Origin of the sequence: Mucilaginibacter sp., from assembly GCF_025359345.1 — a bacterium.
Classification (GTDB): Bacteria; Bacteroidota; Bacteroidia; order Sphingobacteriales; family Sphingobacteriaceae; genus Mucilaginibacter.
On record NZ_JANYGQ010000007.1, the window covers coordinates 1 to 24,986 of the forward strand.

Sequence of the window (24,986 nt, forward strand, 5' to 3'; positions counted from 1 at the left end):
CATTTAGATGGTTTGGGCCCGCCGACCCTGTTTCGCTTACAGCTATCGCTCAATCCGGTGCTACCGGTATTGTTACAGCTCTTTACCATATTCCGGTTGGCGAAGTTTGGCCGCTGGACGAAATTCTTCAACGCAAAAACATGATTGAGGCGGCCGGCCTTAGCTGGTCGGTTGTGGAGAGTGTGAACATTCATGAAAGCATAAGAACAGGGGCAAAGGAACGCGATGCTTATATTAAAAAGTACATTGAAACCCTTACAAACCTGTACAAAGCAAATATAAAAACCGTTTGCTACAATTTTATGCCGGTGCTTGACTGGACCCGCACCGATATTGATTACCGTTTGCCAAATGGTGCGTCGGCCCTGCGTTTTTTCGCCCCGGCACTCGCCGCTTTCGATTTGTACATTTTGGAACGGCCGGGAGCTTTCGATGAATTTAATTTCGACCAGCAAAATGAAGCTAAACTATATTTAGATAGCCTTGATGGCGACGCCAAAAAGACTTTGACTAAAAATGTAATGGCCGGTTTGCCCGGGACTCATGATGTTTTAACGATAGACCAATTCAGGGAGCACCTTGAACGGTATAAGGATATTGATGCCGCTGCACTGAAGCAAAACCTGGCCTATTTTTTACAGGCGATAATTCCCGAAGCCGAAAAACTGGGTATTAAAATGTGCATTCACCCTGACGATCCGCCGTTCCCGATATTCGGACTGCCAAGGATAATATCAACGGAAGCAGATTTGGAGTTTGTGGTGAATTCTGCGCCGTCAACCAGCAACGGGTTAACATTTTGCACTGGCTCGTTAGGGGCAAGGGAAGATAATGATTTGCCGGGAATTGTAAACAGGCTGGGTCAACACTTTCATTTTTTGCACCTGCGCAATGTGCAGCGTGAAGCCGGTGGCAGCTTTCATGAAGCCAACCACCTGGGTGGTAGCAGCGATATGTACGCCGTGATGAAAAATATAATACTCGAACAAAAGCGTCGTGCCGACGCAGGCAGGGACGACGTAGCCATCCCTATGCGCCCCGATCATGGACATAAATTGCTGGACGATTTCAGGTATAATACCTTCCCGGGCTACTCAGCAATTGGCAGGTTAAAGGGATTGGCAGAATTGAGGGGACTGGAAATGGGGATAAAAAGGAGCCTGTAAGAATTGATTTAGAGGCTCGATGCTTCGCGTCTCCCGCTGATAGGTTGCCCCGCAGTTTGCCGCTTTTATAGGCCTGGATGCGGGGATACAGCCTGTAGGGATGGGTTTGGGCTGGTTTAGGGCTGGAGCAACTGCCCGGCATCAAACGAACTCCCCACAGGTATTACAACTTTCCCAATATGCAACTGATGCCTTTCAATCTTGTCGACTTTTGTTTTATTAACAATATACGAGCGGTGCACCCTCACAAAAATATCAGCCGGCAACAACCCAATAACCTCTGTAACAGTAAGCCGCGACATTATCCTGCGGCCATCGGTCATTATAAAGCTCATATAATTACCTGCGCCTTCCAGGTAAAGCAAGTCGGCAAAAAGTATTTTGATTTGCTCATAACCGGCTTTTATAAAAATGCTGTCGGCGGGCGCTGATTTTTGTTTCAGCGTCAGCTGTTCATTTGCCTTATGGCAGGCTTTTAAAAACCGGGTAAAAGCAAAAGGTTTCAGCAAGTAATCTATGGCATTTAAATCATAGCTGGCAACAGCGTGTTCGGCATAAGCGGTGGTGAAAATTACGAGCGGCTTTTTCTGCAGGCTTTCCATCAGCTCAATCCCTGATATATCCGGCATCTTGATATCCAAAAACATCAAATCAACCTGTTCTTTCGCTAAAAAATCAATGGCCTCAAAAGCATCGGTAAAATATGCCACCACCTGTATAAACGGCACTTTTGCCGCCAGCGACTTTATTACTTCGAGCGCCAGTGGCTCATCATCAATTGCTATGGCTTTTATCATTAAAGATATTTTTCTAATTCAGTATAAAGTGCGGTGCCGTCACTTGGGCGTTTGGTATCAGCCTGAACCAGCTTACCTGTTTTATCGAAAATAAAATAAGAGGGGTAAAGACGTTCGTGCCCGGCCGACAGCAATTCATCCCAAAATTTCCCGATATCCGACCTGCTTTTGCGTAAATGAATGCCTGTTACACCATTCAAGCGAATGAATTTTTTCCAGTCGGCATCCCTGTCATCCTCGTCCATATCTAAATAAACAAACACAACGTCCTTGCCCTTAAAGCGTTGCTTTAATTCCGGTCCGTACAGCAATTCTTTTTTACACGGGCCGCACCACGTTCCCCAAACATCTAAATATATTACTTTTCCTTTAAAGGCATTAACCACTTCATAAATAGAGTTTACCTTCTCATAGCCATTAAACGCGGTGATATTTTTCAGGCTTTCATTTTGCTTATTAAATAATTCAATCTTCCCCACTTTAGCCCTGAGCACATTTATATAAATGCTTTTTGGGAAATTGGTTTCAAATTCCGTCATCAACGGTTTGATGTTGCTGATGTCGTTTTCACGGCATTCGCGCCAAATGGTTTGGGCAAGGTATTGTTCGGCAACTTCTTTTTTAAAGTATTGTTTAAATAAAAACCAATGCACGTAGCTGTTGCCATAACGCTTACCCAACGCCATTGCACTATCCAGACTGATGTGATAAACGCTTAAAAAAGGCGCTTTGCTGCGTTCATCAGCAGGGCCATATTCGGCAAATATTTTTCCGTTTATATAATTGATATAACCATCAGCGAAATAAGAATAAAACAGGCCCGGGTTTGAAACTGCTGGGTCGGTGCCTATCGCCCCATAGTTGGTAGAAATAAACTTGTTGACCAGTTTTTTATCGGCATAAATAACGCCGTATGCAAAATAGTTTAACTGTACAAGGGCCTGGTAATTAATTTCGGACACGATGAGTTTTTTATCACCGGCACTCAGCTTCGACGCCATGACATTCGCTATCTTCTTATCCCGCTGGCTAAACCACGGTTTTACCAGTTTTTCCTGCAATTCATCAAAATGCATTTTTGCATAAGGGTTTTGCTGGTTATCATACTTTAAAAAAAATGGGATTTCATTCAGATTTGCGTTGTTAAAAACCCTGTTCTCGTTAGCAGCGGTGCCTGCTATTGTGAGTACTTTACCTGTGGTATCAAGCACTAATGAAAGCGATTTACCAGGCCTCAATAATAGCGTTTCGCTCGAGTTTTTATAAGTGAAATTAACAAACTTTTGCGATTTTACCGGCACCGTGAAGTTGAACACGCCCGAACTTTCCACCGGTATTTTGACGTTGTTTTCGGTGTAATTGCCATAAACAAAGGGGATATTCAGCACAACGGAATCAGTGCCTCTATAGTTTTTTATGCGGCCGCTTAATTTAAACTGGGCAAAGCCGTTCAGGGCCGCTATTAATATAAGCGACAAACTCAATACTATTTTTTTCATGATGTTAAGAGTTGTTTTTAGGTTGATGTTGTGAAGAAAGTGTAATTGATAAGTGAACAAAAAACTCCTGTGCATTTTGCCGGATAACAAGTTCGTGTTTATTAGGATAAAGTAAAGCAAGCCGCTGCTTTACATTTTCCAGCCCGGTACCCGAATGGTAACGTTCGGGGTCGTTTTCTTTTTGGGGATGGATGCTGTTATAAACGTCAAGGTGTAAAACTTCATCTTTTTTACACAAGTTTACTTTTATCCACGATTTTTCTTTAAAACTGATGCCGTGCTTGTAAGCGTTTTCAATAAATGGGATAAGCAACATGGGCGCTATCTCGTAGTAGCCGATAATATCCTCAATTTGCATTTCGATGTTAATATTGGGCGACGAAGCAATTCGCAGATTTTGCAGGTCGATATAATTATGCAGGTAATCAAGTTCGCGGCTGAGCGCGATTTTATCCTGGTGATTTTCATGCAGCATAAAGCGCATCATATCGCCGAGTTTTTGGATGCCTTCGCCTGTTTTTTCGGCATTCTCTAATAAGGCCGTGCCGTAAAGTGTGTTTAAAGCATTAAATAGGAAATGGGGGTTTATTTGTGAGCGCAGGAACTGCAACCCTGCATTTGAAGTACCTAGCTCAGTTTTTAAGGTAGTAAGTTCGGCTGAACGCTCCTTTTTTATTTTATAAAGGTACAAGCTCAGCGGAACAAGTATGGCAACTTGTAAAAACCAGATGAAGAGAAACAGGATTAGAAAATCTAGTCTGCCATATGATGCTTTTCCCGAGTAAAAGCCATTAAAAGGGATGTTTATGCCCAATGTAATTACAGTCAAAAGCAACCAAAATGCACCTTTTTCAGACTGGTAATACCGTGGAATTAAAACGTACAAACACACAAGATAGGTTATAAAAGCACAAGGAGCTATAAGCGCTATAAATAACCCAACACCCCAATGTGGCTGTAATAATATAATCCCAAATAGGGTAACACCCCATATTAAAACAAACCATATCACATTAGTTATAAGTGGATTGTTTTTCCACGAATTTTTAGCCTCATCCCGTTTTAATAACCATACTGTCAGTTGTTTAAAAATCTCATACAAAAGCATCAGTCCGCTCATACCCGTGGCTACTCCAAACTCTCGGAATAATGATTCCGGTAAAATATAATCATCATACGGCCTGTCCAAACAATCGCTCAAAACAAACAGCAGCCACATTACAAGTATGCCGGCTATAATTGATAAAATTGCTTTTTGCCATTTTTGCTGTGTTATAAATTTATCCGGAAGTGAGCAGGAAATCCAGACGAAGGAGGCATAAATAGCAAGATTTTTTATCAGGATTGGAAAAAAATAATTGATAAAGAAGTTAAAGGTCAGTCCTTTAGCTTTAAATAACTCCCTTCCATAAGCCGAGTCGGAATAACGCCCGGCTAAATATCCGTTAACAGAGCCCAGTAAACTATAAACAGCTAACAGCAGTATAATGGTTGCAATGGCAATTTCTATGTTTTTGAGTTTCATGATACAAGCTTACCGTGATTAATCCTCATCCGAAATAAAATGTGACTAAGGCCGGAAAATATGTGACGAATTGGTGAAGTTTAAGAAATCCATGGTCAGCAGTTTATGGCTGCTACGGTTCTTGCGTATTACTGACTTCTGGTTGTTGGTCCATAATTCTTTTCATCCATGCTCCATTAATTATTAGCCATGAATTAGAATTGAAAAAGTCCAAACTTCCGTCGGCATTGATTGCGCACCTGATAAATAAACGGACAAGTACAGGCTGCCGGTTTACAGTGGCAGGCGAAAACTGTTTATCTTCTTCGCCAAACATGTTTACATCAAAGTTAAAGGTTTGATCATACCTATAGGTGGCCGATTGCACCCGTACTTTATAATCGGCCAGCCTGCCGTGGGGGCTTATCAGCAGTTCAATAACAGCATGAAAATTATCTATACCATACTCGTCGATTTTAAAAGGCAGGTGGAAAATGTTAATATAGGGGATTAAGCCATAATACATCCCGCCAATTTTCAAAGGGCGGGTAACCCTGTCGCCCGGTTTTATTTCAGCATCAAAGCCAAACTGAATGTCGGTATTGCTATCTAAAGGGGCTTCATAAATGTATTCAGTTTTATCAAAGTCAAACTTTTGGTTTAGCTTACCTTGTTCGTTATAAAAATTCCATACGCCGACCTTTACGCCTCTGTCATACCTACCTTCGGCTATCAGCGTTTTGCGCCTGAAATACGCTTTGTACGGGCCGACGCGGATGTTTTCATCCGGTTTAAGGGTTTTGTATCTTTCAAGCACCAGGCTCGTAAGCCAGTTTTTGTGGTTGGCGGTATCCTGCCCAAAACATACGTACATATAAAATGTCCCTAAAAATAAAAGCAGGCGAAATTTCACAAATAATTGATTTCTACTAATATAAAGCTTGTACGGGCTATTTCAAAAAACAAAATCGAACGGGTTTACTAAACTGACACAAGATTTAAAGTAGTTGGTTATTGGATGCAGCGAACAGTGTGGGATATTGAAGACAGATCCATACAATAGCAGCTGCCATGAACAATCCGCGCGTGCGGGATTGGCTATGAATCAGAATCAATAAAAGTCCAAACTTCCATCATTATTAATAGAGCACCTAATAAATATTCTGGCCAATACAGGTTGCCTGTTTACCGATGCCGGTGTAAATTGTTTATCCTCTTCGCCAAACAGGCCAACATCAAAGTTAAAGGTCTGATCGTACTTGTAGGCTTTTGAAAGCAACCGAACCTTATGATCGGCCAGCCTGCCGCCGGGGCTTATCAGCAACTCAACAATGGCATCAAAATAATCCATGTTAATTCCTTCGGTTTCAAAAGGCAGCCGGAAAACGTTGATGTAGGGAATTAAACCATAATACATGCCACCAATTTTCAAAGGGCGGGTAACCCTGTCACTGGCTTTTATTTCGGCATCAAAAGCAAAGTGAATATCGGTATCTGTATCCAGCGGTGCTTCGTAAATATATTCGGTTTTGTCAAAGTCGTACTTTTCGCTTAGTTTGCCTTCATCATCATAAAAAGTCCACATACCAACCTTCATGCCTTTATCGTACCTGCCTTCGGCAATCAAAGTCCTGCGTTTGTAGTAAGCTTTGTATGGGCCGACGCGGGTATTTTCATCGGGCTTAAGCGTTTTATACCTTTCTAAAACTGTATTGGTAAGCCAGTTTCTATGGTTAACGGTGTCCTGCCCAAGGCAATTTGTTATATAAAACAGGCCAAAAAACAGGGATAGGCAAATTTTCACAAGCTTTATATTGGTTTGCGACTAATATAAAGCTTGTACGGGCAAATTCAAAAAATAAAATAGGACGGTTATCAACCACCTCTGCGACCGCCACCTCCGCCGCCAAAGCCTCCACCTCTGCGGCCACCGCCACGCCCGCCTTTTGGCGGCGCAGAGCCAGCAAATTTTTGCAGCCTTAAGGTAAATGTCAGCATAAAATAACGGCCCAACCTGTTGGTGCGGGTATCTATAATTTGGTTGCCGCTTACGGTACGGGTAACGCCGGTATTTTGATTAAATAAGTCAAATGCCTGGAAACGAAGCGATGCAATATTTTTCTTTAAAAACTGGCATTCGATGTAGGAGCTTAGCAGGGTAGGGTTGGCTTTAACCGTGCTGCTGAAACCTTCATTTATGGTTTGTACCAGGTTGTATCCCAAAATCCAGTTGTAAAAAAAGTAGCTGCGGCCATCAAGTCCAATTGTCCATGTCTTGGCATTGGTGTTTATTGATGATGGCAGGCTGTATTTGGTAGTGTTAATACTGTAATTTCCGCTCACTTCGGTGTCCATTACGCTATCAATATCAACCCGCAGTTTTGCGCCCTGGTTTAAAACCCAATTTTTACCAAGGTTACGTTGGTCCTCAATATACGATACGTTGTTATTGTATGACGCGCCGCCATTAAGTGTTACGGTAAATTTGCGGTTATCAAACGGCTTCGAGAAGGCGTAATTGCCATTCATGGAGTAATAGCCGTTGGTATTTAAATAATGGGTTTGCTGCCGGGTGCTTGTTGCCAGCGAGCCGGTAGAACCGCCCGCTGCATTGGTTGTAGTTACCGGTGCGGTGTTGGCTACGATCTGGTCCTCAATGGTGTTAAACGACAAATTGGTAAACAGCGAATTACCGCTGGCGATATCAAACTGATTATAGCGAAGGTTGATGCTGTTGCTGAACGATGGCTTTAAATCAGGGTTACCATAAACCACGTTTTGCGGGTTTGAATAGTCGGGTTGCACTTGTAATTGGGCAAAACTTGGCTGACTGGCATTGCCGCTGTAGTTTATGGTTAGTGAGTGGTTTTTCTGAAAATTATATACCAACCGGGCAGTGGGTACCAAATTAAAAGTATTAGTAGTTGTCTGGAAATTGTGCGATTCGCCGGTAAGGGTATTAGGCTGTGCCGAAAGGCCGATGGTATAATTATATTTTGCCTTCACGCCCCTGAAATTAAGGCCGATACGGTTTGAAACAAACTGGTAGTTATAAAGCGTGCTCAACGAATCGACATAAGTTTGCGCCCCCGTTAAAGGGTCAATCCGGTAATTGAAACGGTTATTGTCGGTATTTGTCCGGCTATAAGTGTAACTGGCTTCCAGGTAGGTTGATTTGCCAACCGGCTCGATATATGAGAAATGAACATTAAACCTGTTCGAACTGCTGTTTGTATTTATTTGCTGAAAAAGCGGGTTCACAATGCTATCCTGCACGGTGGTGTATTTATCGTTAAAATCCTGATCGCGCTTGCTGTAGCTGTAGCTGCCACTGATACTTAAATTACGGCCTTTTTTCGAAAATTTGTGATTATAAAGCACGGTGGCCCCGCCGCTTGGCGCCATCGAATTGGTTAATGAAAATTCATTGCCTGTAGTGGTGGCCCCGTTGCGCATGTTGCTGAATATATCTGTGTTGTTATCGTGCGATGAGCCGTAGGAGAAATTGGGGTTTATTTTTAAATAATTGGCAGTATCTATTTTATACTCCATGTTAAAATCAAACCGGTGGTTTATACTGTGGTTTTCGTCTAAAGTATTGTCATTATTTATCAGCGAGCCAGATTGAAAAACATCCTGTTGCAGTGACGTACTCGTCGATTTGGTATCCTTGTCCGCAAAGCTGTAGCTGCCGTAAATTGTGATTTTTTTACCCCAGGCATCGCGGTAGTTTAACCCTAGCGATTTATTGTCGGTTATACCATTCGCTGTACTCACACCACCATCGCTGCTGCCACCACTTCCGCCACGGCTGCGGCCCGATCGGCCCCCGCTTCCCCCGGCCTGCGCGAGGTTAAAAGCATTTGTATTATTGTTATTAACGGTACCGAGTAGTGAAACCTGCTGGTCGTTATTAAATGCGTTGGCCGATAGCTTGGCCTGATACCGGTCATCGTTACCGGCGCCAACCGTACCCTGCCCAAACTGGCCTTTCTTTTTTCCTTTTTGTATGGTGATGTTCAGAATTTTATCGGGGTCGCCGGTTTTTATGCCGGTAAGGTTGGCCTGGTCGCCATAGTCATCAATTACTTGTATGCTTTCCACAATATCAGCAGGCAGGTTTTGAGTTGCTGTTTGCACGTCGCCGGTAAAGTAGTCTTTTCCGTCAACCCGTACTTTCGAGACCTGCTTGCCGTGCGCAGTAACGTTACCGTTAGCATCAACACTTACGCCGGGTAGTTTTTTCAGCAGGTCTTCCACCGGCGAACCTTCGCGCACTTTGTAGGCGCTTGCTTTATATTCAATAGTGTCTTCTTTTATGGTGATAGGGATAACACCGTTAATAGTTACCGTTTTTAGCATGTTGGTTTGGGCCTTTAGCTTAATAGGGTCGAGTTTGATGGGCTTGGTGCCATCTTCCATCACATAGCGGCGGGTAAAGGTTTCGTATCCAATGCCGGTAACTGTTATTTTAAAGCTTTTTGAGGTGATAATTGGGAAATCAAAAATGCCTTTTAAATTGGTGGTAACCGTAACACTATCGGTTGCCGACGAAATTTTAACATTTACGGCAGGTACTACCCCCGAGCTGTCAACAACGGTACCAAATACCTCGCGCGATGGTGGTTTAGGTGTCTGCTGGGCACTAGCTGCAGCAAAAAACAGGCACAAAAAAAGAAACGAAAGCAGGGGGATTTTCATGTTCATTTTCAAATCAAAAACATCGTTAATAGCTAACGACTGTGAATATATATCTAAGGTTTAATTATTTATTCCCCTGTCATAATAATGTTGCACTACAGCCTGATTGTCATGTAATTGTTGCGATTATTTGTGGGATTACACCAACTTTAAACGATTGAACCGACTTGAATTATAAATGCTGTTACAAACTTTTTCTTTCGGACTTTCCTGACTTTTCCGACTTCGGACTTTTCCCACTACAACCTTTATTCACCTAACCTCGTAATAATGCCCATGAGAGGTTTTATACTGATCTTGCCATTTCTACTTGTATCGAAACTATTTGCAACCCAAACGGTTGTGCATAGTCAATCTCCTATTAGTAATATCCGGACAACTTACGCCGAAATCGACAGGTTAAACAACGCTGCTTACAACATCTATCTTAATGCACCCGACTCTGCGCGTAAACTAGCCGAAAATGCGTTGTTACTATCACAAAAATATGGGTATGCAGTAGGCAAAGGGCGCAGTTTTTATAATATCGGCCTGGTTTATTGGTCGCAATCATATTATACCATTAGCCTATTCTATTTGAATTCGGCCATAACTAATTTGCCGGCGAACAAACCGCTTTACCTTTCTGATGTTTACAACGCCCTTGGGCGCACTTATGCCGATTTGGGCAACTACGGCCAGGCGTTAATTGATTTAGATAAATCACTTGGTTATGCGGCTAACGACGTCAGCCGTCTTGCCGAAGTTTTTAGCGAGAAGTCATACGTTTATTGTGCACTTAAAAACTACCACAAAGCCATAGCTGATGCGGAATATGCGTTAACGCTGAATAAAAGGATAAATGAAACGGGGAATATTGCTGTTTTATATGCCCGCTTAGGGGGGATTTATAAAAGCATGAAAGATTACCGTAATGCGCTGTATCATGATGATATTGCATTTAAAATGAGCATGCAAACGGTAAACAAACGTTTAAGGGCTAAGACTTTAATTGAATATGCTGCTATTAATAATGAAGTCGGGAAATACGACAACGCTATCAGCTACGCCAAAAAAGGTATCGGTCTTGCAGATAGTATTGGCCTGATTGATGCGCAAGCAGAAGGTTACAGGTTAATAGCAAATAGCTTCGAGAAAAAAAACGATTTAAAGCAAGCCCTCGGTTATCAAAAAATCTATGCGCAAATACGCGACAGCGTTGCCAAATCATCAAAATTAAAAACCATCCAACTTATACAAAATTATCACACCTTAAACACAAAGCTTAACGAAATTAAGCTGATGGAAATTACCGACACCGAAAATAAGGCGAAGATTAAAGCGCAAACAAAGCTGATTCTAATTCTTTCAATCTCGCTGGTTATTTTAATATCGGTACTTTTTATTACGTGGTATTTGTACAAGCAAAAGAAAATGCTCAGCCACAAACTCGAAAACCAACATAAAGCATTGTTGGAGCAAAAGCAGGTGATTGAGGTTCAAACCTCCAACCTACAGTCAGTAAACGGGTTAAAGGATAAATTGCTGGCAGTTATAGGGCACGATTTGCGCACTCCTGTAGCCAACATGAGTAATATAATAGAAATGTTTAACGATGGCTATCTTACTGCAAACGAGGTGGCTGATCTGATGCGCGAAATTGGGCCCATTATAAAGGGTGCCGAGCTTACATTGTCAAATTTAACAGAGTGGGCCGGTAGTCAAATAAAGGGTAAAACTGTTAATTCAACCAATGTGGATATATTTTTACTTGGCGTTGAAATGGAGCAAACCTTTGTGCACCACCTGCAGCAAAAAGGCATCGAGTTTATTAATGGTGCTTTTGCAGGGCAATCCGTTCAGGCCGACGAAAATCACATAAAAGTTGTTTTACGCAACCTGGTGAGCAACGCAATTAAGTTTACCGACAGCAATGGCAGCGTTACCCTTGCCACAAAGGTCGATTACAATTCGTTAATAGTTAGTGTATCGGATACAGGTAAAGGCATGAACAGGGATGAGATAGAAAAGCTGTTTTCCATAATTACCCATTTCTCGCATTCCGGTACGTCCGGCGAGAGTGGAACGGGTATTGGCTTGCTGTTATGTAAGGAATTGGTCGAGTTAAATGGGGGGAAGTTATTGGTAACATCAACAGTGGGTAAAGGAAGCTGTTTTTACTTCAGCCTGCCGCTGGTAGGAGCATATGCATAATTGTGGATAAATAATTTCAGTCATTCTGACAATTATTTTCCTGTCGCGAGAATTTCTTAAATCTGCCCCTGCTGCCCCCAAAGCCACATTTACAGACATTATTATGACAAAAGATACAGCTTTTGCGCGCCTTTACTCAACACGGTTGTGTTTTAATTGGCTGTGGTAATGAAATAATACCTACTTTACGGTGTTCTTACTGTATATATAAACTTGAATAAACCCTCTCTCCATTAAATAATGGCATTTTTAAACACCGTGCTTGAACCGCCCGCGTATGGGTGGAAGGATAGTCTTGGCGACTTAGCAAAACCAACCCAGAGCCAAATTATTAAAGAATTTTTCTCGAGGCTTAATGTTTTTAAAGACAAAAAAAACTGGCTTTCATTTTTAAGTTGGATGCTTATAGTGATTCTTGCTCCTTTCCTGTTCCTGTTTTTATTTAAATATTTTTCAATAACAGGCCTTATAGTTGCTTTTGTTTACAGCATGATAATTATGGGTACCCATGGCACCATCTGGCACCATAGGTATTGTACCCATGGCGCCTATGAGTTTAAAAACAATTTCTGGCGTTTTTTTACCCAGAACCTAACGCTGAAGATAATTCCTGAAGAAATTTATGCCGTATCGCATCATGTGCACCATGCATTGTCCGACCAACCTGGTGATCCTTATAACGCCCAGGGTGGATTCCTCTACTGCTTCCTTGCCGATGTAAACCATCAGCCCATAAATCGCAGTATGAGCGAAAAAGACTACGCAAAATGTGTTAATTTAATGAAACATACTGGCGTAACCTGTAATTCTTACACGCAGTATAAAAAATGGGGTACACTGGCGCCGCCGGTTCGTACTATTATTGGTATAATATTAAACTGGAGTTTTTGGTTTGCCGCCTTTTACCTGATTGGCGGTATGGGTTTGGCATGTGCCGTTTTCGGCGCAGCAGGCTTTTGGGCCGTAGGGGTACGTACATTTAATTACGAAGGACACGGTAAAGGGCAGGATAAACGCCGCGATGGGGTTGATTATAACCGCGAGGATATGTCGATCAACCAGTTATGGCCTGGCTACGTTGCCGGTGAATGGCACAACAATCACCACTTGTACCCTAAAAGCGCACGTTCTGGATTTAAACCTTACCAGCTTGATTTGGCATGGTGTTATATTAAATTTATGAGTATGATAGGCGCCGTTAGCTGGTACCGCGACTCGAAGAAAGAGTTTTATCTTGAATACTGTAAAGCACCTGCAACAGTCGATAAAGAACTTGTTAAAATTAAAAAGCCTGAATTGGTAACCGAGTAACAGGTAAACGAAATATATCTTAATGAAACAGTAAAGCCCCGGATATCGGGGTTTTGCTGTTTTATTACCTTTTTATAGTTTTTATGAAACGCGTGAGAACTTCTAAACTTGTTAACTGTAACAATATTATTTGATCTTGTAAAAAATACACTATTGTTAAAAAAGTATTATACCATTTGCAAATGGTTTTTTAACTTAGTAAACCAATATTCTCATCGTTAAACCCTAAATTAAAATGAAGCAAAAGATATTTTCTTTACTTATGGTGTTGGCCATGCTGGTTGCTGTCGAACCGTTTGCCCGTGCACAAAGCGGTGCTATCGGTATTTTTGAAGAGCAGACCGATGTGGGTGTGGTAAAACATAAAGGTACTGGTAGCTATAATCCCAAAACACAGGAATACAATCTTTTAGGCTCCGGCACCAATATATGGGCCAAAGCTGACGGCTTCCATTTTGTATGGAGAAAAATGAAAGGCGATTTTATCCTTCGTACCAATGCTGCCTTTATTGGTAAAGGCGTTGAGGATCATCGCAAAATCGGCTTTATGGTACGCACCTCGCTCGATTCAACGTCGAAACAAATAAATGCGGTTGTGCATGGCGACGGGCTCACCTCGCTGCAGTTCCGCAAAACAGATGGCGGTATTACAGAGGAGAAAAAATCAACAGTTACCCACGCGGATGTTATCCAGTTAGAAAGGCATGGTAATAAATACATTATGTCGGTTGCCCGCAAAGGCGATTTGTTTACGGAAGATGAAGTGAGCGACGTTGATTTAGGCGATGATGTGTACGTGGGTATATTTATATGCTCGCACAACGCCAACGTTACCGAAAAAGCTGTATTTAACAATACAAGGATAGTGATACCGGCACCTGCAACCCTGGTGCCTTACAAGCAATATTTAGGCAGCAACATCGAAATACTCGATCTGGCAACACAAAACAGCACCATCGTTTACCAGTCAACAAAGTCGTTACAGGCTCCAAACTGGATGCTTGATGGCAAAAATCTGCTTTACAACAGCGACGGTTTGCTTTATAAATTTGATTTAAAAACAAACACTCCCACAGTATTTAATACAGGTTCTGCAAAAAATAACAATAACGATCACGTGCTGTCGTTCGATGGCAAATCGCTAACCATTAGCAGTGCCGACCAAACCGGTAATTCAATTGGCTGGATTGTGCCAACTACTGGTGGCGAACCGAAAAGGATGACTGAAATCGGCCCCTCGTATATGCATGGCTGGTCGCCAGATGGCAAATACCTGGTATTTTGCGGGGCGCGTAATAATGAATATGACGTTTACCGCATTCCTGTTGCCGGCGGACCTGAGGAAAAACTAACCAATACTCCCGGTCTTGACGATGGTCCTGAATACTCGCCCGATGGCAAGTATATCTATTTCAACTCAGTTAGAAGCGGCCTTATGCAGGTTTGGCGTATGAAAGCTGATGGCAGCGAACAAACCCAGTTAACCAATGATGACTACAACAACTGGTTCCCCCATATTTCACCTGACGGCAAATGGATCGAGTATATCACCTTCCTGAAAAGCGAAGTAGCCCCCGGCGACCATCCTTTTTATAAACATGTTTACTTAAGGGTAATGCCGGTTGAGGGTGGACCGTCAAAGGTTATTGCTTACCTGTATGGCGGGCAGGGTACCATCAACACCCCATCATGGTCGCCTGACAGCAAGCACCTGGCTTTTGTAAGCAACACCAATTTATTATTCCCAGTATTTCCAACCGCAACTAACTAAACTCTAATAATGATGGATTCATCACGCAGAACATTTATAAAAAACAGCGCACTGGTTGTTGCCGGTGCCGCCTTAATGCCCAATGCCTTATTGGCCGGGGAGAAAAAATTGACCAGGCTAGGCATACAGCTTTATAGCGTACGCGATGCCATGGGTAAAGACCCGATGGGCACTCTTAAAAAACTTGCAGCAGGTGATATAAAGCACGTGGAGCATGCCAACTATATCAATCGTAAATTTTACGGCTATACTGCTAAAGAATTTAAGAAGATTTTGACCGACTTATCTATGCAAATGCCGAGCGGACACACAGTGATGACTGCCAAGGATTGGGACAGCAGCAAAAACGACTTTACAGATAAATGGAAATATACCATTGAAGATGCTGCCGAAGTTGGACAACGCTACGTGATAAGCCCATGGCTTGATGAAAGCCTACGGACAGATATGGAGGGCTTGAAAAAGTTTATGGAACAGTTCAATAAATGCGGCGAGCTATGCAAGGCCCATGGAATGAAATTTGGCTACCATAACCACGACTTTGAGTTCAGCACCAAGGTGGGCGACAGCAACCTGTTCGACTTTATACTAAAAAACACCGACCCCGAGCTGGTAGCTCAGCAATTGGACACGGGTAATATGGCAGGCGTTCCCGGTGGTGAACCGTTGGCGCTTTTGGATAAATACCCCGGTCGTTTTGAGCTGATGCACGTGAAGGACGAAATTAAAGTTGCTGAGAAAGGCGAAATGGGCCATGGTTATGAAAGCACCATAATAGGGCAGGGGATAATGCCTATGAAAGAGATATTAACGACAGCTCGCAAAAAAGGCGGTACCTCGCAATTTATCATCGAGCAGGAATCGTACCAGGGCAAAGACCCGGTTGAATGTATAATAACTGATGTACATGTAATGACTAAATGGGGTTATTAGCCCTTTTGAAATTTAGATACGCCCCGGTGCCCTGGGGCGTACTATGTAATAAATGTGTTACTATCCGCTGCCATGTACGCGCAAAATGCTGCGTATCTACATTTTAGCTATAAGATTATTGTAAATGCGACGTTCTTATTTAACCAATACTTAAAAATCGGTTAAATAAAAACTAAAGTTATTTTGCATTTTATATTAATAAATGTTAATTATACATGATTTTTTGCCCCACCCAATTTAAGCGTAAATGAACAGGCGTACTGTATTAAAAAATCTGGCTCTGGTTATTGGCGGCGCGGTGCTTTTGCCCTCGTGCGTCGGTAAAGATGGTACGTCGTACGTTAAGCTAAAACATGTAAATATTGATGAAGACGGGCAGCGGCTGATAGCCGATATGGCCGAAACCATTATTCCAAAAACAACCACGCCAGGCGCAAAAGATTTAAACCTCCCTGCATTTGTTTTATTAATGATTGACGATTGTTACGACAATAAAAGGCAGGAGGCATTTGTCGCCGGTATGAAAGCGTTCACTGCAAAAATTAAAAATGAACACGGAAAGGAATTTGGCGATTTAGGCACTAAAACCCGGGAAACTATTTTGATGGCCATTGAAAAGCCACCGGTAACGAAAACCAAACCTCAAAAAAATATACCGCCAGACCCAATCACCAATTTTTATTGGGGCGTTAAAGGGCAAACAGTGTTTGGCTATACAAACTCCCAATATTTTATGACTAAAGAAATTGTGTATGAGTTGGTCCCCGGGCGATATATCGTACACTATCCGGTCAGCAAACTGAAACTGAAGACAGCATAAAATGGCCAATTTAAATATCGACAGCGTTCAAGAACGCACTTTTGATGCTATTGTCATCGGTTCGGGTATAAGCGGGGGATGGGCAGCCAAAGAGTTAACAGGTAACGGCCTTAAAACGCTGGTGCTTGAACGGGGCCGCGATGTAAAACATATTAAAGATTATCCCACCACCAATAAAATGCCCTGGGAGTTTGAGCACCGCGGACAGTTACCTTCGGCCATTATGGAAGCAAACCCAATAGTTGGTCGTTGCTATGCTTTTGGTGAGGATTCGCAGCACTTTTTTGTAAAAGATAAGGAGCACCCCTACGTACAGCAAAAACCATTCGACTGGATACGCGGCTACCAGGTTGGGGGAAAATCATTATTGTGGGCGAGGCAAACCCAGCGCTGGAGCGATTTCGATTTTGAAGGCCCTGCACGTGATGGCTATGCTGTCGATTGGCCCATCCGTTACAAAGATATTGCGCCGTGGTATAGCCACGTAGAGAAATTTGCAGGTATCGCAGGCAATAAAGATGGTTTAGCCGAATTACCCGATGGTGAATTTTTACCAGGTTTTCCATTAAACGATGTGGAGCAGTATTTTAGCGAACATCTCAAAACCCACTATAAAAACCGGCATGTGATAAGCGCCCGCTGTGCGCACTTGTCAAAGCCCAACCAGATACACATTGACCAGGGCCGCGCCCAATGCCAAAACCGCGACCTTTGCCAGCGCGGCTGTCCTTTCGGAGGTTATTTCAGCAGCAATGCGTCAACCATTCCATGGGCCGAAAAATCGGGCAACCTGACGTTAAGGCCCCATTCGGTTGTGCAATCCATCATCTACGACGAGCAAAAAGGCAAAGCGACCGGCGTCCGCGTCATCGATTCCAATACAAAAGAAGCTATTGAGTATTACGCGAAAATAATATTTGTAAATGCCGCGGCTTTAAATACCAACCTTGTATTGTTAAACTCTACTTCAAGCCGTTTCCCTAACGGATTCGGTAACGACAGCGGCGTGCTGGGTAAATTTGTCGCATTTCATAATTATTCTGCCAATATTGGTGCTGAATATGACGGACTGAAAGAATGGACAGTGGATGGCCGCTCGCCAACCAGTGGATACATTCCGCGTTTTAGGAATGTTTATAAACAGGAAACCGATTTTCTTCGTGGCTATGCCTGCACATTTGGCGGCTACAGGTATCAGCAGCACAAATATGAAGGCGTTGGCGCAAGCCTGAAAGATGGCCTGGTGAAAGGTGATCTTAGTCCCTGGTATGTTGGCGCACAATTTATGGGCGAAACCATACCGAAAGACACAAATCATGTTAGCCTCGACGCTAAATTGAAAGACGACTGGGGTGTTCCGTTATTAAATGTGTCGGTTGATTATGATGATAACGATGAGAAGATGAAGAAGGATTTTATAGAACAGCTAACAGAGATGTTTACTTCTGCTGGCTTTAAAAACATCCGCCCTTCAACCGACCATCGGGCACCAGGACTGGATATACACGAAATGGGTGGGGCGCGCATGGGTAAAGACCCGAAAACATCCATACTTAACGAGTGGAATCAGGTGCATGCCTGTAAAAATGTTTTTGTTACCGATGGCGCCTGCATGACCTCAACTTCATGCCAAAACCCATCGCTCACTTACATGGCCATAACAGCCCGCGCGGCCAACCATGCGGTTGATGAATTGAAGAAAGGCAATTTAAGCTAAGCAAATGCAGTTTTTACATATTTCGGCGTCGAAGATATTTATACAAATTAACCATAAATCGGCTTTTTTGATACGATGGGCCCATTATTGTGTTAAAAAAACACAATGGAATATTTGTTCGATAATTTATTGTTCATACATTTAGCGATTAACCAATTTAACAGAAATTTATTTAACCTTTTATTCATTATAATATGTCTGAAAATACTTATGACGCCATTGTCATCGGTTCAGGAATCTCGGGCGGGTGGGCTGCAAAGGAACTTGCTGAAAAAGGCCTGAAAACCATTATGCTTGAGCGTGGCCGTAACATTGAGCACATTAAAGATTACGTGAACGCTACTAAGGACCCATGGGAATTCCCTCACCGTGGCGGGCGTACACAAGAAATGATAAAGGACTATCCGGTGCTCAAGCGCGACTATCCATTAAACGAAACCAACCTTGATTACTGGGCAAGCGATAAAGACAGCCCTTATACCGAAGTAAAGCGTTTCGATTGGTTTAGGGGATACCACGTAGGCGGCCGCTCACTGATGTGGGGCAGGCAGTCATACCGCTGGGCCGACATTGATTTTGAAGCAAACTTAAAAGACGGAATTGGCACCGACTGGCCTATTCGTTATAAGGATATTGCGCCATGGTATAGTTATGTTGAAAAATTTGCGGGTATATCTGGCAATAAAGACCATTTAGCTATCCTTCCCGATGGCGACTTTATGCCACCGATGGAAATGAACGTTGTGGAGAAAGATTTATCAAAGCGATTGATGGAATATTATAAAAACCAGCGCGCCATGATTATCGGTCGTACTGCTAATATTACTGTGCCGCATAATAACCGTACAAACTGCCAGTACCGCAATAAGTGCTGGTTAGGTTGTCCGTTTGGAGCCTATTTCAGCACACAATCGGCTACACTACCCGCAGCTATGGCGACCGGAAACTTGAAAGTTCGCCCGTGGTCTATCGTAACCAGGATTTTGTATGATAAGGATACCAAAAAAGCTAAGGGAGTTGAGGTTTTAGATGCCGAAACAAACAAGACTTATGAATACTATGCAAAAATCATCTTCCTGAATGCATCAGCCTTAAACAGTGCATGGATATTGATGAACTCAGCCACTGATATCTGGCCAGGTGGTTTAGGTAGTAGCAGCGGTGAATTGGGCCACAACGTGATGGACCACCACTTAGGTGTTGGTGCAGGTGGTACCGTTGAAGGCTATGAAGATAAATATTACTTTGGCCGCAGGGCAAATGGTATTTATATACCACGCTACCGTAACCTGAACGGCGAAAAACGCGACTATATCCGCGGTTTTGGCTACCAGGGGTCAGCAGGCCGTGAGAATTGGAGCCGCGATATTGCCGAACTGAATATCGGTGGTGCATTTAAGGATGCATTAACCGAACCAGGCGTATGGAGCATGGGCATGGGTGGCTTCGGTGAAACACTACCGTACCACGAAAATAAGATCACCCTTGACAAAACCCGTAAAGACAAATGGGGGCTAAACATCTTATCTTTTGATGTTGAGGTTAAGGATAATGAAAAGAAGATGCGTATTGATATGGCTAATGATGCCAAAGAAATGCTTGAAGCTGCGGGCGTAAAAAATGTTCATAGTTTCAGCACTGACGGTGTTTTGGGCCGTGGCATACACGAAATGGGAACCGCCCGCATGGGTCGCGATCCTAAATCGTCGGTACTGAACGAGTGGAACCAGGTATGGGATGCTAAAAACGTGTTTGTAACTGATGGTGCTGCAATGGCTTCAAGTGCCTGCCAGAACCCTTCGCTTACTTACATGGCGTTAACCGCCCGCGCTGCGGCTCATGCTGTGGAAGAACTAAAGAAAGGTAACGTATAACAACCTAATTTAAAACATAACAACTAAACAAAATGGCTGAAGAAAAACAGACCGATCAGGCGAACAACAAGTCAAGGAGAGAATTCCTGAAAACCGGTACAATAGCTGCTGCAAGCTTTATGATAGTGCCACGGCATGTGCTTGGCGGCAAAGGCTTTTTAGCACCGAGCGACAAACTGTTAGTAGCCGGCGTAGGTGCCGGTGGGAAAGGTGAGAGCGATATCGCCAATTTCGCTAAAAGCGGTAAAGCCGAAATAGCGTTTTTGTGTGACGTGGATGATAGAAGGTCGGCTAAAACGCGGGCAAACTTCCCGAAAGCAAAATATTATAAGGACTGGCGCGAGATGCTTGATAAAGAACACAAGCACTTCGATGCGATGTCGGTATCAACTCCCGACCATAACCACGCTATAATAGCTTATCATGGCATGCAATTGGGCAAAGGTGTATATGTGCAAAAGCCCATGACTCATGATTTGTATGAGGCCCGGTTACTAACCGAAGCCGCAGCAAAATATAAGGTAGTTACACAAATGGGTAACCAGGGTTCATCAAATGACGGAACACGTTTAATGTCGGAATGGTATGATGCCGGCCTGCTTGGCGATGTGCATACCGTTTATTGCTGGACAAACCGCCCGGTTTGGCCGCAGGGTATTGCGTGGCCGGCACCTCAGCCTGAAATACCTAAGGAATTGGATTGGGATTTATGGTTGGGTACTGCACCTAAAAAAGATTATGTTGATAAACTGGTACCATTTAACTGGCGCGGCTGGTGGGATTACGGAACAGGCGCCCTGGGCGATATGGGTTGCCACCTTGTTGAGGCTCCTTTCAGGGTATTGGATATTCGCTATGCCACTGATGTACAGGCAAGCGTAGGCGGCGTTTATGTTGATCAGTTTAAAGCAGGAAGATTCCCTGAAAGCTGTCCTCCATCGAGCCACATCACACTAACTTTCCCTAAAACAGCTAAAACTCTCGGCAATGTTACACTGCACTGGATGGACGGTGGTATACAGCCGGAAAGACCGGATGAGCTGGCTCCAAACGAAGATTGGGGCGGCGAACAAGGTAACGGCTGTTTATTCGTCGGTACCAAAGGGAAAATGTTCTGCAGCACCTATTCAGATGCGGCTACATTATTGCCAAAGGCATTAACCAAGGATGCAAAAGCTCCACAAAAATGGGCGCGTGTTCCCGGCGGCGCTGAAGGCCATTATGCGCAGTGGGTGGAAGGTTGTATTGCAGGATACGGAAAAACCGAGTTAAGCTCGTCGTTTGACAAAGCCGGCCCGCTTACCGAAGCGCTGTTGATGGCAAATCTTGCTGTTCGCGGTCATTCGCTAAGAGGCGGAGCGATAAAATACCTGTGGGACAACCAGAACCAAAAGGTTACTAATTTTGATTTGGCTAATCAATATGTAAAACGCCAGTACCGCGAGGGATGGACTTTATAATAAGTTTGAATTAGTGAATTAGTGAATTGAAAATTGGCTGATTTGAAGATTTGAAAATGAACATTGCAAATAACCTTCAAATTCGCTAATTTTCTAATCTTCAAATTAAGCATTCACTAATTCACTAATTCACTAAATCACCAATTCACTAATTTAAAAACTAATTCACCAATTAATATGAATAGAAGAGACGCCATAGGAAGAGTTGCCCTGCTGATGGGTGGTGCTGTTATAGGTGCCGAATTCTTTATTTCGGGCTGTAAATCGGGTACCGCTAAGGTAGAGGACTTGTTTGTTGCGGATACTGTTGCCTTTTTAAACGAGGTAGCAGATACAATTTTGCCAACAACCAGCTCGCCGGGAGCAAAAGCCGCCAATGTGGGCCATTTTATGGCTGTAATGGTACAGGATTGCTATACACCAGAAGACCAGAAGGTATTTATGGAAGGTATCGGCAAACTTGATGACGCTGCAAATAAGAAATTCAGCAACAAGTTTATGTCGCTGACTGCACAGCAGCGTACCGATTTGCTTATCGACCTGGATAAAGAGCAAAAAGAATACGCAACTAAAAAGAATAAAGACGCTGAGGCAGACGCTGCCAAGCATAAAGGCGAAAAAGACTACAAAGCGCCCGAAGTACCAAACCACTATTTCACCATGATGAAGCAGCTTACTTTACTGGGCTACTTTACATCAGAAATTGGTGCAACAAAAGCGCTGCGCTATATTGCAATACCAGGCCATTACGATGGTAACGTACCTTACAAAAAAGGCGATAAAGCGTGGGCGACCTAGGATAATTAGTGAATGGGTGAATTAGCGAATTAGTGATTGATTTAATAATTAAATGAATATTTTATTTATCGAATCAATCACTAATTTGACATTAAAAATAAATCACTCAATCACTAATTCGCTAATTAAAATAAATCACTAATTCACTAAATCACTAATTACAAAACATGGCTCACAGAAAACTCCGCATGGGGATGATAGGCGGGGGTAAAGACGCATTTATAGGCGCTATTCACCGGATTGCCGCTAATATGGATGGCTTAATTGAACTGGTGTGCGGTGCGCTAAGCATCCATAAAGAAACCGCTATTGAAAGCGGCCACATGCTGTTTTTACCCGAAGACCGCATTTATACCAACTATGAAGAAATGATTTTGGCAGAAAGCAAAATGCCAGAAGATAAAAGAATGGATTTTGTAACGATAGTTACGCCAAACTTCGCCCACTTTGGCCCGGCCATGATGGCATTGGACCACGGTTTCAACGTGGTTATTGAAAAGCCCATAACTTTCACACTTGATGAAGCAAAACAACTAAGGGAAAAGCTTGAAGAAACAGGCCTGATGTTGCTGTTAACCCATACCTATTCGGGCTACCCGATGGTTAAAGAGGCTAAGCAAATAATTAAGGCAGGTTCGCTCGGTAAAGTGAGAAAAATTTATGTAGAATACATTCAGGGCTGGCTAAGCAAACTTTCTGAACGCGAAGGTAACGCACAGGCCGCCTGGCGAACTGATCCTAAAAAATCGGGTAAAAGCGGTTGCATGGGTGACATTGGCACACATGCTGCTCACCTGGCTGAATATATTTCCGGTTTAAAAATAACTCAACTAAATGCCTCATTAAACGTGGTAGTTGAAGGCCGCATGCTTGATGATGACGGCGCTGTGTTATTACGTTTCGAAGATAACGCTACAGGCGTGCTTACTGCATCTCAAATTGCTGTTGGTGAGGAAAATGCCCTGAAAATTCGCGTTTATGGCGAACACGGCAGCCTTGAATGGGCCCAGCAGGAACCAAACACACTTACTGTAAAGTGGGGCGATAAACCAGCCCAAACCTTACGTGCAGGGGGTAACTACGGCGACAGGGAATCGAGTTTCGCGGTGCACAACACCCGTACACCCGGTGGGCACCCGGAAGGATATTTGGAAGCCTTTGGCAACCTATACCGCAACTTCGCACTGTCTTTAGCAGCAAAAATAGACAATGAAGAACCAAAGGCCGAATGGCTCGACTTTCCCGGCATTGAAGATGGTATCCGCGGCATGGCGTTTATTGAAAACGTAGTGGCATCGAACCAAAGCAATGAGAAGTGGACAGACTACGTGATTTAATGTGCGGATGATTTGAAGATGGGTTGATTTGAAGATTTGAAGATGTGGGACGAAATCCCGAACTTTTCAATGACTCAATGACATTCCTCACCAATGACAAATGACTAACTATGAAAACAATTAAAGGACCTGCAATATTTATAGCTCAATTTATAGGCGACACGGCGCCATTCAATAGTCTTGATGGCATCTGCAAATGGGCGGCCGACCTTGGCTACAAAGGACTGCAATTACCCACGCTCGACCCGCGTTTTATCGACCTGCAAAAAGCAGCTGAAAGCAAAACTTATGCGGAGGATTTAAAAGGCGAGATTAAATCGTACGGACTGGAGATTACTGAACTGTCAACTCACCTCCAAGGCCAGTTGGTTGCTGTTAACCCGGTTTATGACCAGCTTTTTGACGGTTTTGCACCGGAGAATTTACGCAATAACCCAAAAGCAAGGCAAGAGTGGGCTGTACAACAGCTAAAATATGCGGCTAAGGCATCGCAAAACTTAGGTTTAAATGCATCAGTTACTTTCAGCGGTGCGCTACTTTGGCCGATGGTTTATCCGTGGCCGCAAAGACCTGCCGGTATTGTTGAAACCGCATTTGAAGAACTTGCAAAACGCTGGAAACCGATACTGGATATTTATGACGATTGCGGCGTCGATTTATGCTATGAAATTCACCCGGGCGAGGACTTGCATGATGGTATTACTTATGAAATGTTTTTAGATAAAGTAGACAATCACAAACGTGCCTGCTTGCTTTATGACCCTTCACACTTCGTTTTGCAGTGTCTTGATTATTTGGAATACATTGATCTCTACCACGAAAGGATAAAAATGTTCCATGTTAAGGACGCTGAATTTAACCCGACCGGGAGGCAGGGCGTTTACGGCGGCTACCAGAACTGGATTGACCGTGCAGGTCGTTTTCGCTCTTTAGGCGACGGACAGGTTGATTTTAAAGGAATTTTTAGTAAACTTACACAATATGACTACAGTGGCTGGGCGGTATTGGAATGGGAATGCGCCCTTAAGCACCCTGAAGATGGCGCACGCGAAGGCGCTGAGTTTATAAAAAATCATATCATACGCGTTACCGAAAAGGCGTTCGA

18 protein-coding genes are annotated in these 24,986 nt (G+C 43.3%); 12 read left to right on the forward strand and 6 right to left on the reverse strand.

Going from position 1 to position 24,986, the window contains the following annotated elements; genetic code table 11:
* On the forward strand, positions 1-1,166 hold a 1,166-nt coding region (uxuA, locus tag Q0R52_RS03265), incomplete at its 5' end, for a mannonate dehydratase (protein ID WP_295792094.1).
* A gap of 116 nt (positions 1,167-1,282) precedes the next feature.
* Here uxuA and Q0R52_RS03270 read toward each other — a convergent pair.
* The 6 genes from Q0R52_RS03270 to Q0R52_RS03295 all read right to left on the reverse strand — a co-directional run bounded on the left by Q0R52_RS03270 (position 1,283) and on the right by Q0R52_RS03295 (position 9,673).
* Complete coding sequence (locus Q0R52_RS03270) at positions 1,283-1,963, reverse strand: LytTR family DNA-binding domain-containing protein (protein ID WP_295792095.1); 681 nt, start codon at positions 1,961-1,963, stop codon at positions 1,283-1,285.
* On the reverse strand, positions 1,963-3,462 hold the full coding sequence (locus Q0R52_RS03275; RefSeq protein ID WP_295792096.1) for a TlpA disulfide reductase family protein: 1,500 nt from the start codon (positions 3,460-3,462) through the stop codon (positions 1,963-1,965). Before Q0R52_RS03275 ends, Q0R52_RS03270 begins: the two co-directional genes overlap by 1 nt.
* Before the next feature lie 4 nt (positions 3,463-3,466).
* Positions 3,467-4,987: a histidine kinase gene (locus tag Q0R52_RS03280; RefSeq protein ID WP_295792097.1), complete on the reverse strand. Its 1,521-nt coding sequence runs from the start codon at positions 4,985-4,987 to the stop codon at positions 3,467-3,469.
* A 112-nt stretch (positions 4,988-5,099) separates the two neighbouring features.
* The gene (locus tag Q0R52_RS03285) at positions 5,100-5,840 is read right to left on the reverse strand and encodes a hypothetical protein (protein WP_295792098.1); all 741 of its coding nucleotides are present in this window, start codon (positions 5,838-5,840) and stop codon (positions 5,100-5,102) included.
* Positions 5,841-6,077: 237 nt separating this feature from the next.
* Positions 6,078-6,770 carry a hypothetical protein gene (locus Q0R52_RS03290; RefSeq protein ID WP_295792099.1) on the reverse strand — a complete coding sequence of 231 codons (693 nt, stop codon included), beginning with the start codon at positions 6,768-6,770 and terminating at the stop codon, positions 6,078-6,080.
* Between the two features lie 71 nt (positions 6,771-6,841).
* Positions 6,842-9,673: a TonB-dependent receptor gene (locus Q0R52_RS03295; RefSeq protein WP_295792100.1), complete on the reverse strand. Its 2,832-nt coding sequence runs from the start codon at positions 9,671-9,673 to the stop codon at positions 6,842-6,844.
* Between the two features lie 270 nt (positions 9,674-9,943).
* Between Q0R52_RS03295 and Q0R52_RS03300 the strand changes: the two genes are divergently transcribed.
* The 11 genes from Q0R52_RS03300 to Q0R52_RS03350 form a co-directional block, all read left to right on the forward strand.
* Positions 9,944-11,860 (forward strand): ATP-binding protein, encoded by a 1,917-nt coding sequence (locus tag Q0R52_RS03300; RefSeq protein WP_295792101.1) that lies wholly within the window; start codon positions 9,944-9,946, stop codon positions 11,858-11,860.
* Positions 11,861-12,100: 240 nt separating this feature from the next.
* Positions 12,101-13,171: a fatty acid desaturase gene (locus tag Q0R52_RS03305; protein ID WP_295792103.1), complete on the forward strand. Its 1,071-nt coding sequence runs from the start codon at positions 12,101-12,103 to the stop codon at positions 13,169-13,171.
* Positions 13,172-13,406: 235 nt separating this feature from the next.
* On the forward strand, positions 13,407-14,942 hold the full coding sequence (locus Q0R52_RS03310; RefSeq protein ID WP_295792105.1) for a hypothetical protein: 1,536 nt from the start codon (positions 13,407-13,409) through the stop codon (positions 14,940-14,942).
* Positions 14,943-14,951: 9 nt separating this feature from the next.
* Positions 14,952-15,875, forward strand: coding sequence for a TIM barrel protein (locus tag Q0R52_RS03315; RefSeq protein ID WP_295792107.1), 924 nt, complete (start codon positions 14,952-14,954; stop codon positions 15,873-15,875).
* A 247-nt stretch (positions 15,876-16,122) separates the two neighbouring features.
* Positions 16,123-16,695 carry a gluconate 2-dehydrogenase subunit 3 family protein gene (locus Q0R52_RS03320; RefSeq protein WP_295792109.1) on the forward strand — a complete coding sequence of 191 codons (573 nt, stop codon included), beginning with the start codon at positions 16,123-16,125 and terminating at the stop codon, positions 16,693-16,695.
* A gap of 1 nt (position 16,696) precedes the next feature.
* Positions 16,697-18,412, forward strand: a complete 1,716-nt coding sequence (locus Q0R52_RS03325; RefSeq protein WP_295792111.1) for a GMC family oxidoreductase — start codon at positions 16,697-16,699, stop codon at positions 18,410-18,412.
* 194 nt (positions 18,413-18,606) lie between these two features.
* Positions 18,607-20,286 (forward strand): GMC family oxidoreductase, encoded by a 1,680-nt coding sequence (locus Q0R52_RS03330; protein WP_295792113.1) that lies wholly within the window; start codon positions 18,607-18,609, stop codon positions 20,284-20,286.
* A gap of 32 nt (positions 20,287-20,318) precedes the next feature.
* Positions 20,319-21,746, forward strand: coding sequence for a Gfo/Idh/MocA family oxidoreductase (locus tag Q0R52_RS03335; RefSeq protein WP_295792114.1), 1,428 nt, complete (start codon positions 20,319-20,321; stop codon positions 21,744-21,746).
* Positions 21,747-21,923: 177 nt separating this feature from the next.
* Positions 21,924-22,544, forward strand: a complete 621-nt coding sequence (locus tag Q0R52_RS03340; protein WP_295792116.1) for a gluconate 2-dehydrogenase subunit 3 family protein — start codon at positions 21,924-21,926, stop codon at positions 22,542-22,544.
* A gap of 167 nt (positions 22,545-22,711) precedes the next feature.
* Positions 22,712-23,881 (forward strand): Gfo/Idh/MocA family oxidoreductase, encoded by a 1,170-nt coding sequence (locus Q0R52_RS03345; RefSeq protein WP_295792118.1) that lies wholly within the window; start codon positions 22,712-22,714, stop codon positions 23,879-23,881.
* Between the two features lie 110 nt (positions 23,882-23,991).
* The coding region (locus Q0R52_RS03350) for a sugar phosphate isomerase/epimerase (protein WP_295792121.1) at positions 23,992-24,986 on the forward strand (995 nt) is incomplete at its 3' end.

Excerpts from the sequence above, each read along its gene's own strand:
- Q0R52_RS03270 (WP_295792095.1), bottom strand. The coding sequence starts at position 1,963 with ATGATAAAAGCCATAGCAATTGATGATGAGCCACTGGCGCTCGAAGTA.
- Q0R52_RS03335 (WP_295792114.1), top strand. The coding sequence starts at position 20,319 with ATGGCTGAAGAAAAACAGACCGATCAGGCGAACAACAAGTCAAGGAGA.
- Q0R52_RS03315 (WP_295792107.1), top strand. The coding sequence starts at position 14,952 with ATGATGGATTCATCACGCAGAACATTTATAAAAAACAGCGCACTGGTT.
- Q0R52_RS03280 (WP_295792097.1), bottom strand. The coding sequence starts at position 4,987 with ATGAAACTCAAAAACATAGAAATTGCCATTGCAACCATTATACTGCTG.
- Q0R52_RS03285 (WP_295792098.1), bottom strand. The coding sequence starts at position 5,840 with ATGTACGTATGTTTTGGGCAGGATACCGCCAACCACAAAAACTGGCTT.
- Q0R52_RS03345 (WP_295792118.1), top strand. The coding sequence starts at position 22,712 with ATGGCTCACAGAAAACTCCGCATGGGGATGATAGGCGGGGGTAAAGAC.
- Q0R52_RS03340 (WP_295792116.1), top strand. The coding sequence starts at position 21,924 with ATGAATAGAAGAGACGCCATAGGAAGAGTTGCCCTGCTGATGGGTGGT.
- Q0R52_RS03305 (WP_295792103.1), top strand. The coding sequence starts at position 12,101 with ATGGCATTTTTAAACACCGTGCTTGAACCGCCCGCGTATGGGTGGAAG.
- Q0R52_RS03320 (WP_295792109.1), top strand. The coding sequence starts at position 16,123 with ATGAACAGGCGTACTGTATTAAAAAATCTGGCTCTGGTTATTGGCGGC.
- Q0R52_RS03275 (WP_295792096.1), bottom strand. The coding sequence starts at position 3,462 with ATGAAAAAAATAGTATTGAGTTTGTCGCTTATATTAATAGCGGCCCTG.
- Q0R52_RS03300 (WP_295792101.1), top strand. The coding sequence starts at position 9,944 with ATGAGAGGTTTTATACTGATCTTGCCATTTCTACTTGTATCGAAACTA.
- Q0R52_RS03325 (WP_295792111.1), top strand. The coding sequence starts at position 16,697 with ATGGCCAATTTAAATATCGACAGCGTTCAAGAACGCACTTTTGATGCT.
- Q0R52_RS03295 (WP_295792100.1), bottom strand. The coding sequence starts at position 9,673 with ATGAACATGAAAATCCCCCTGCTTTCGTTTCTTTTTTTGTGCCTGTTT.
- Q0R52_RS03330 (WP_295792113.1), top strand. The coding sequence starts at position 18,607 with ATGTCTGAAAATACTTATGACGCCATTGTCATCGGTTCAGGAATCTCG.
- Q0R52_RS03310 (WP_295792105.1), top strand. The coding sequence starts at position 13,407 with ATGAAGCAAAAGATATTTTCTTTACTTATGGTGTTGGCCATGCTGGTT.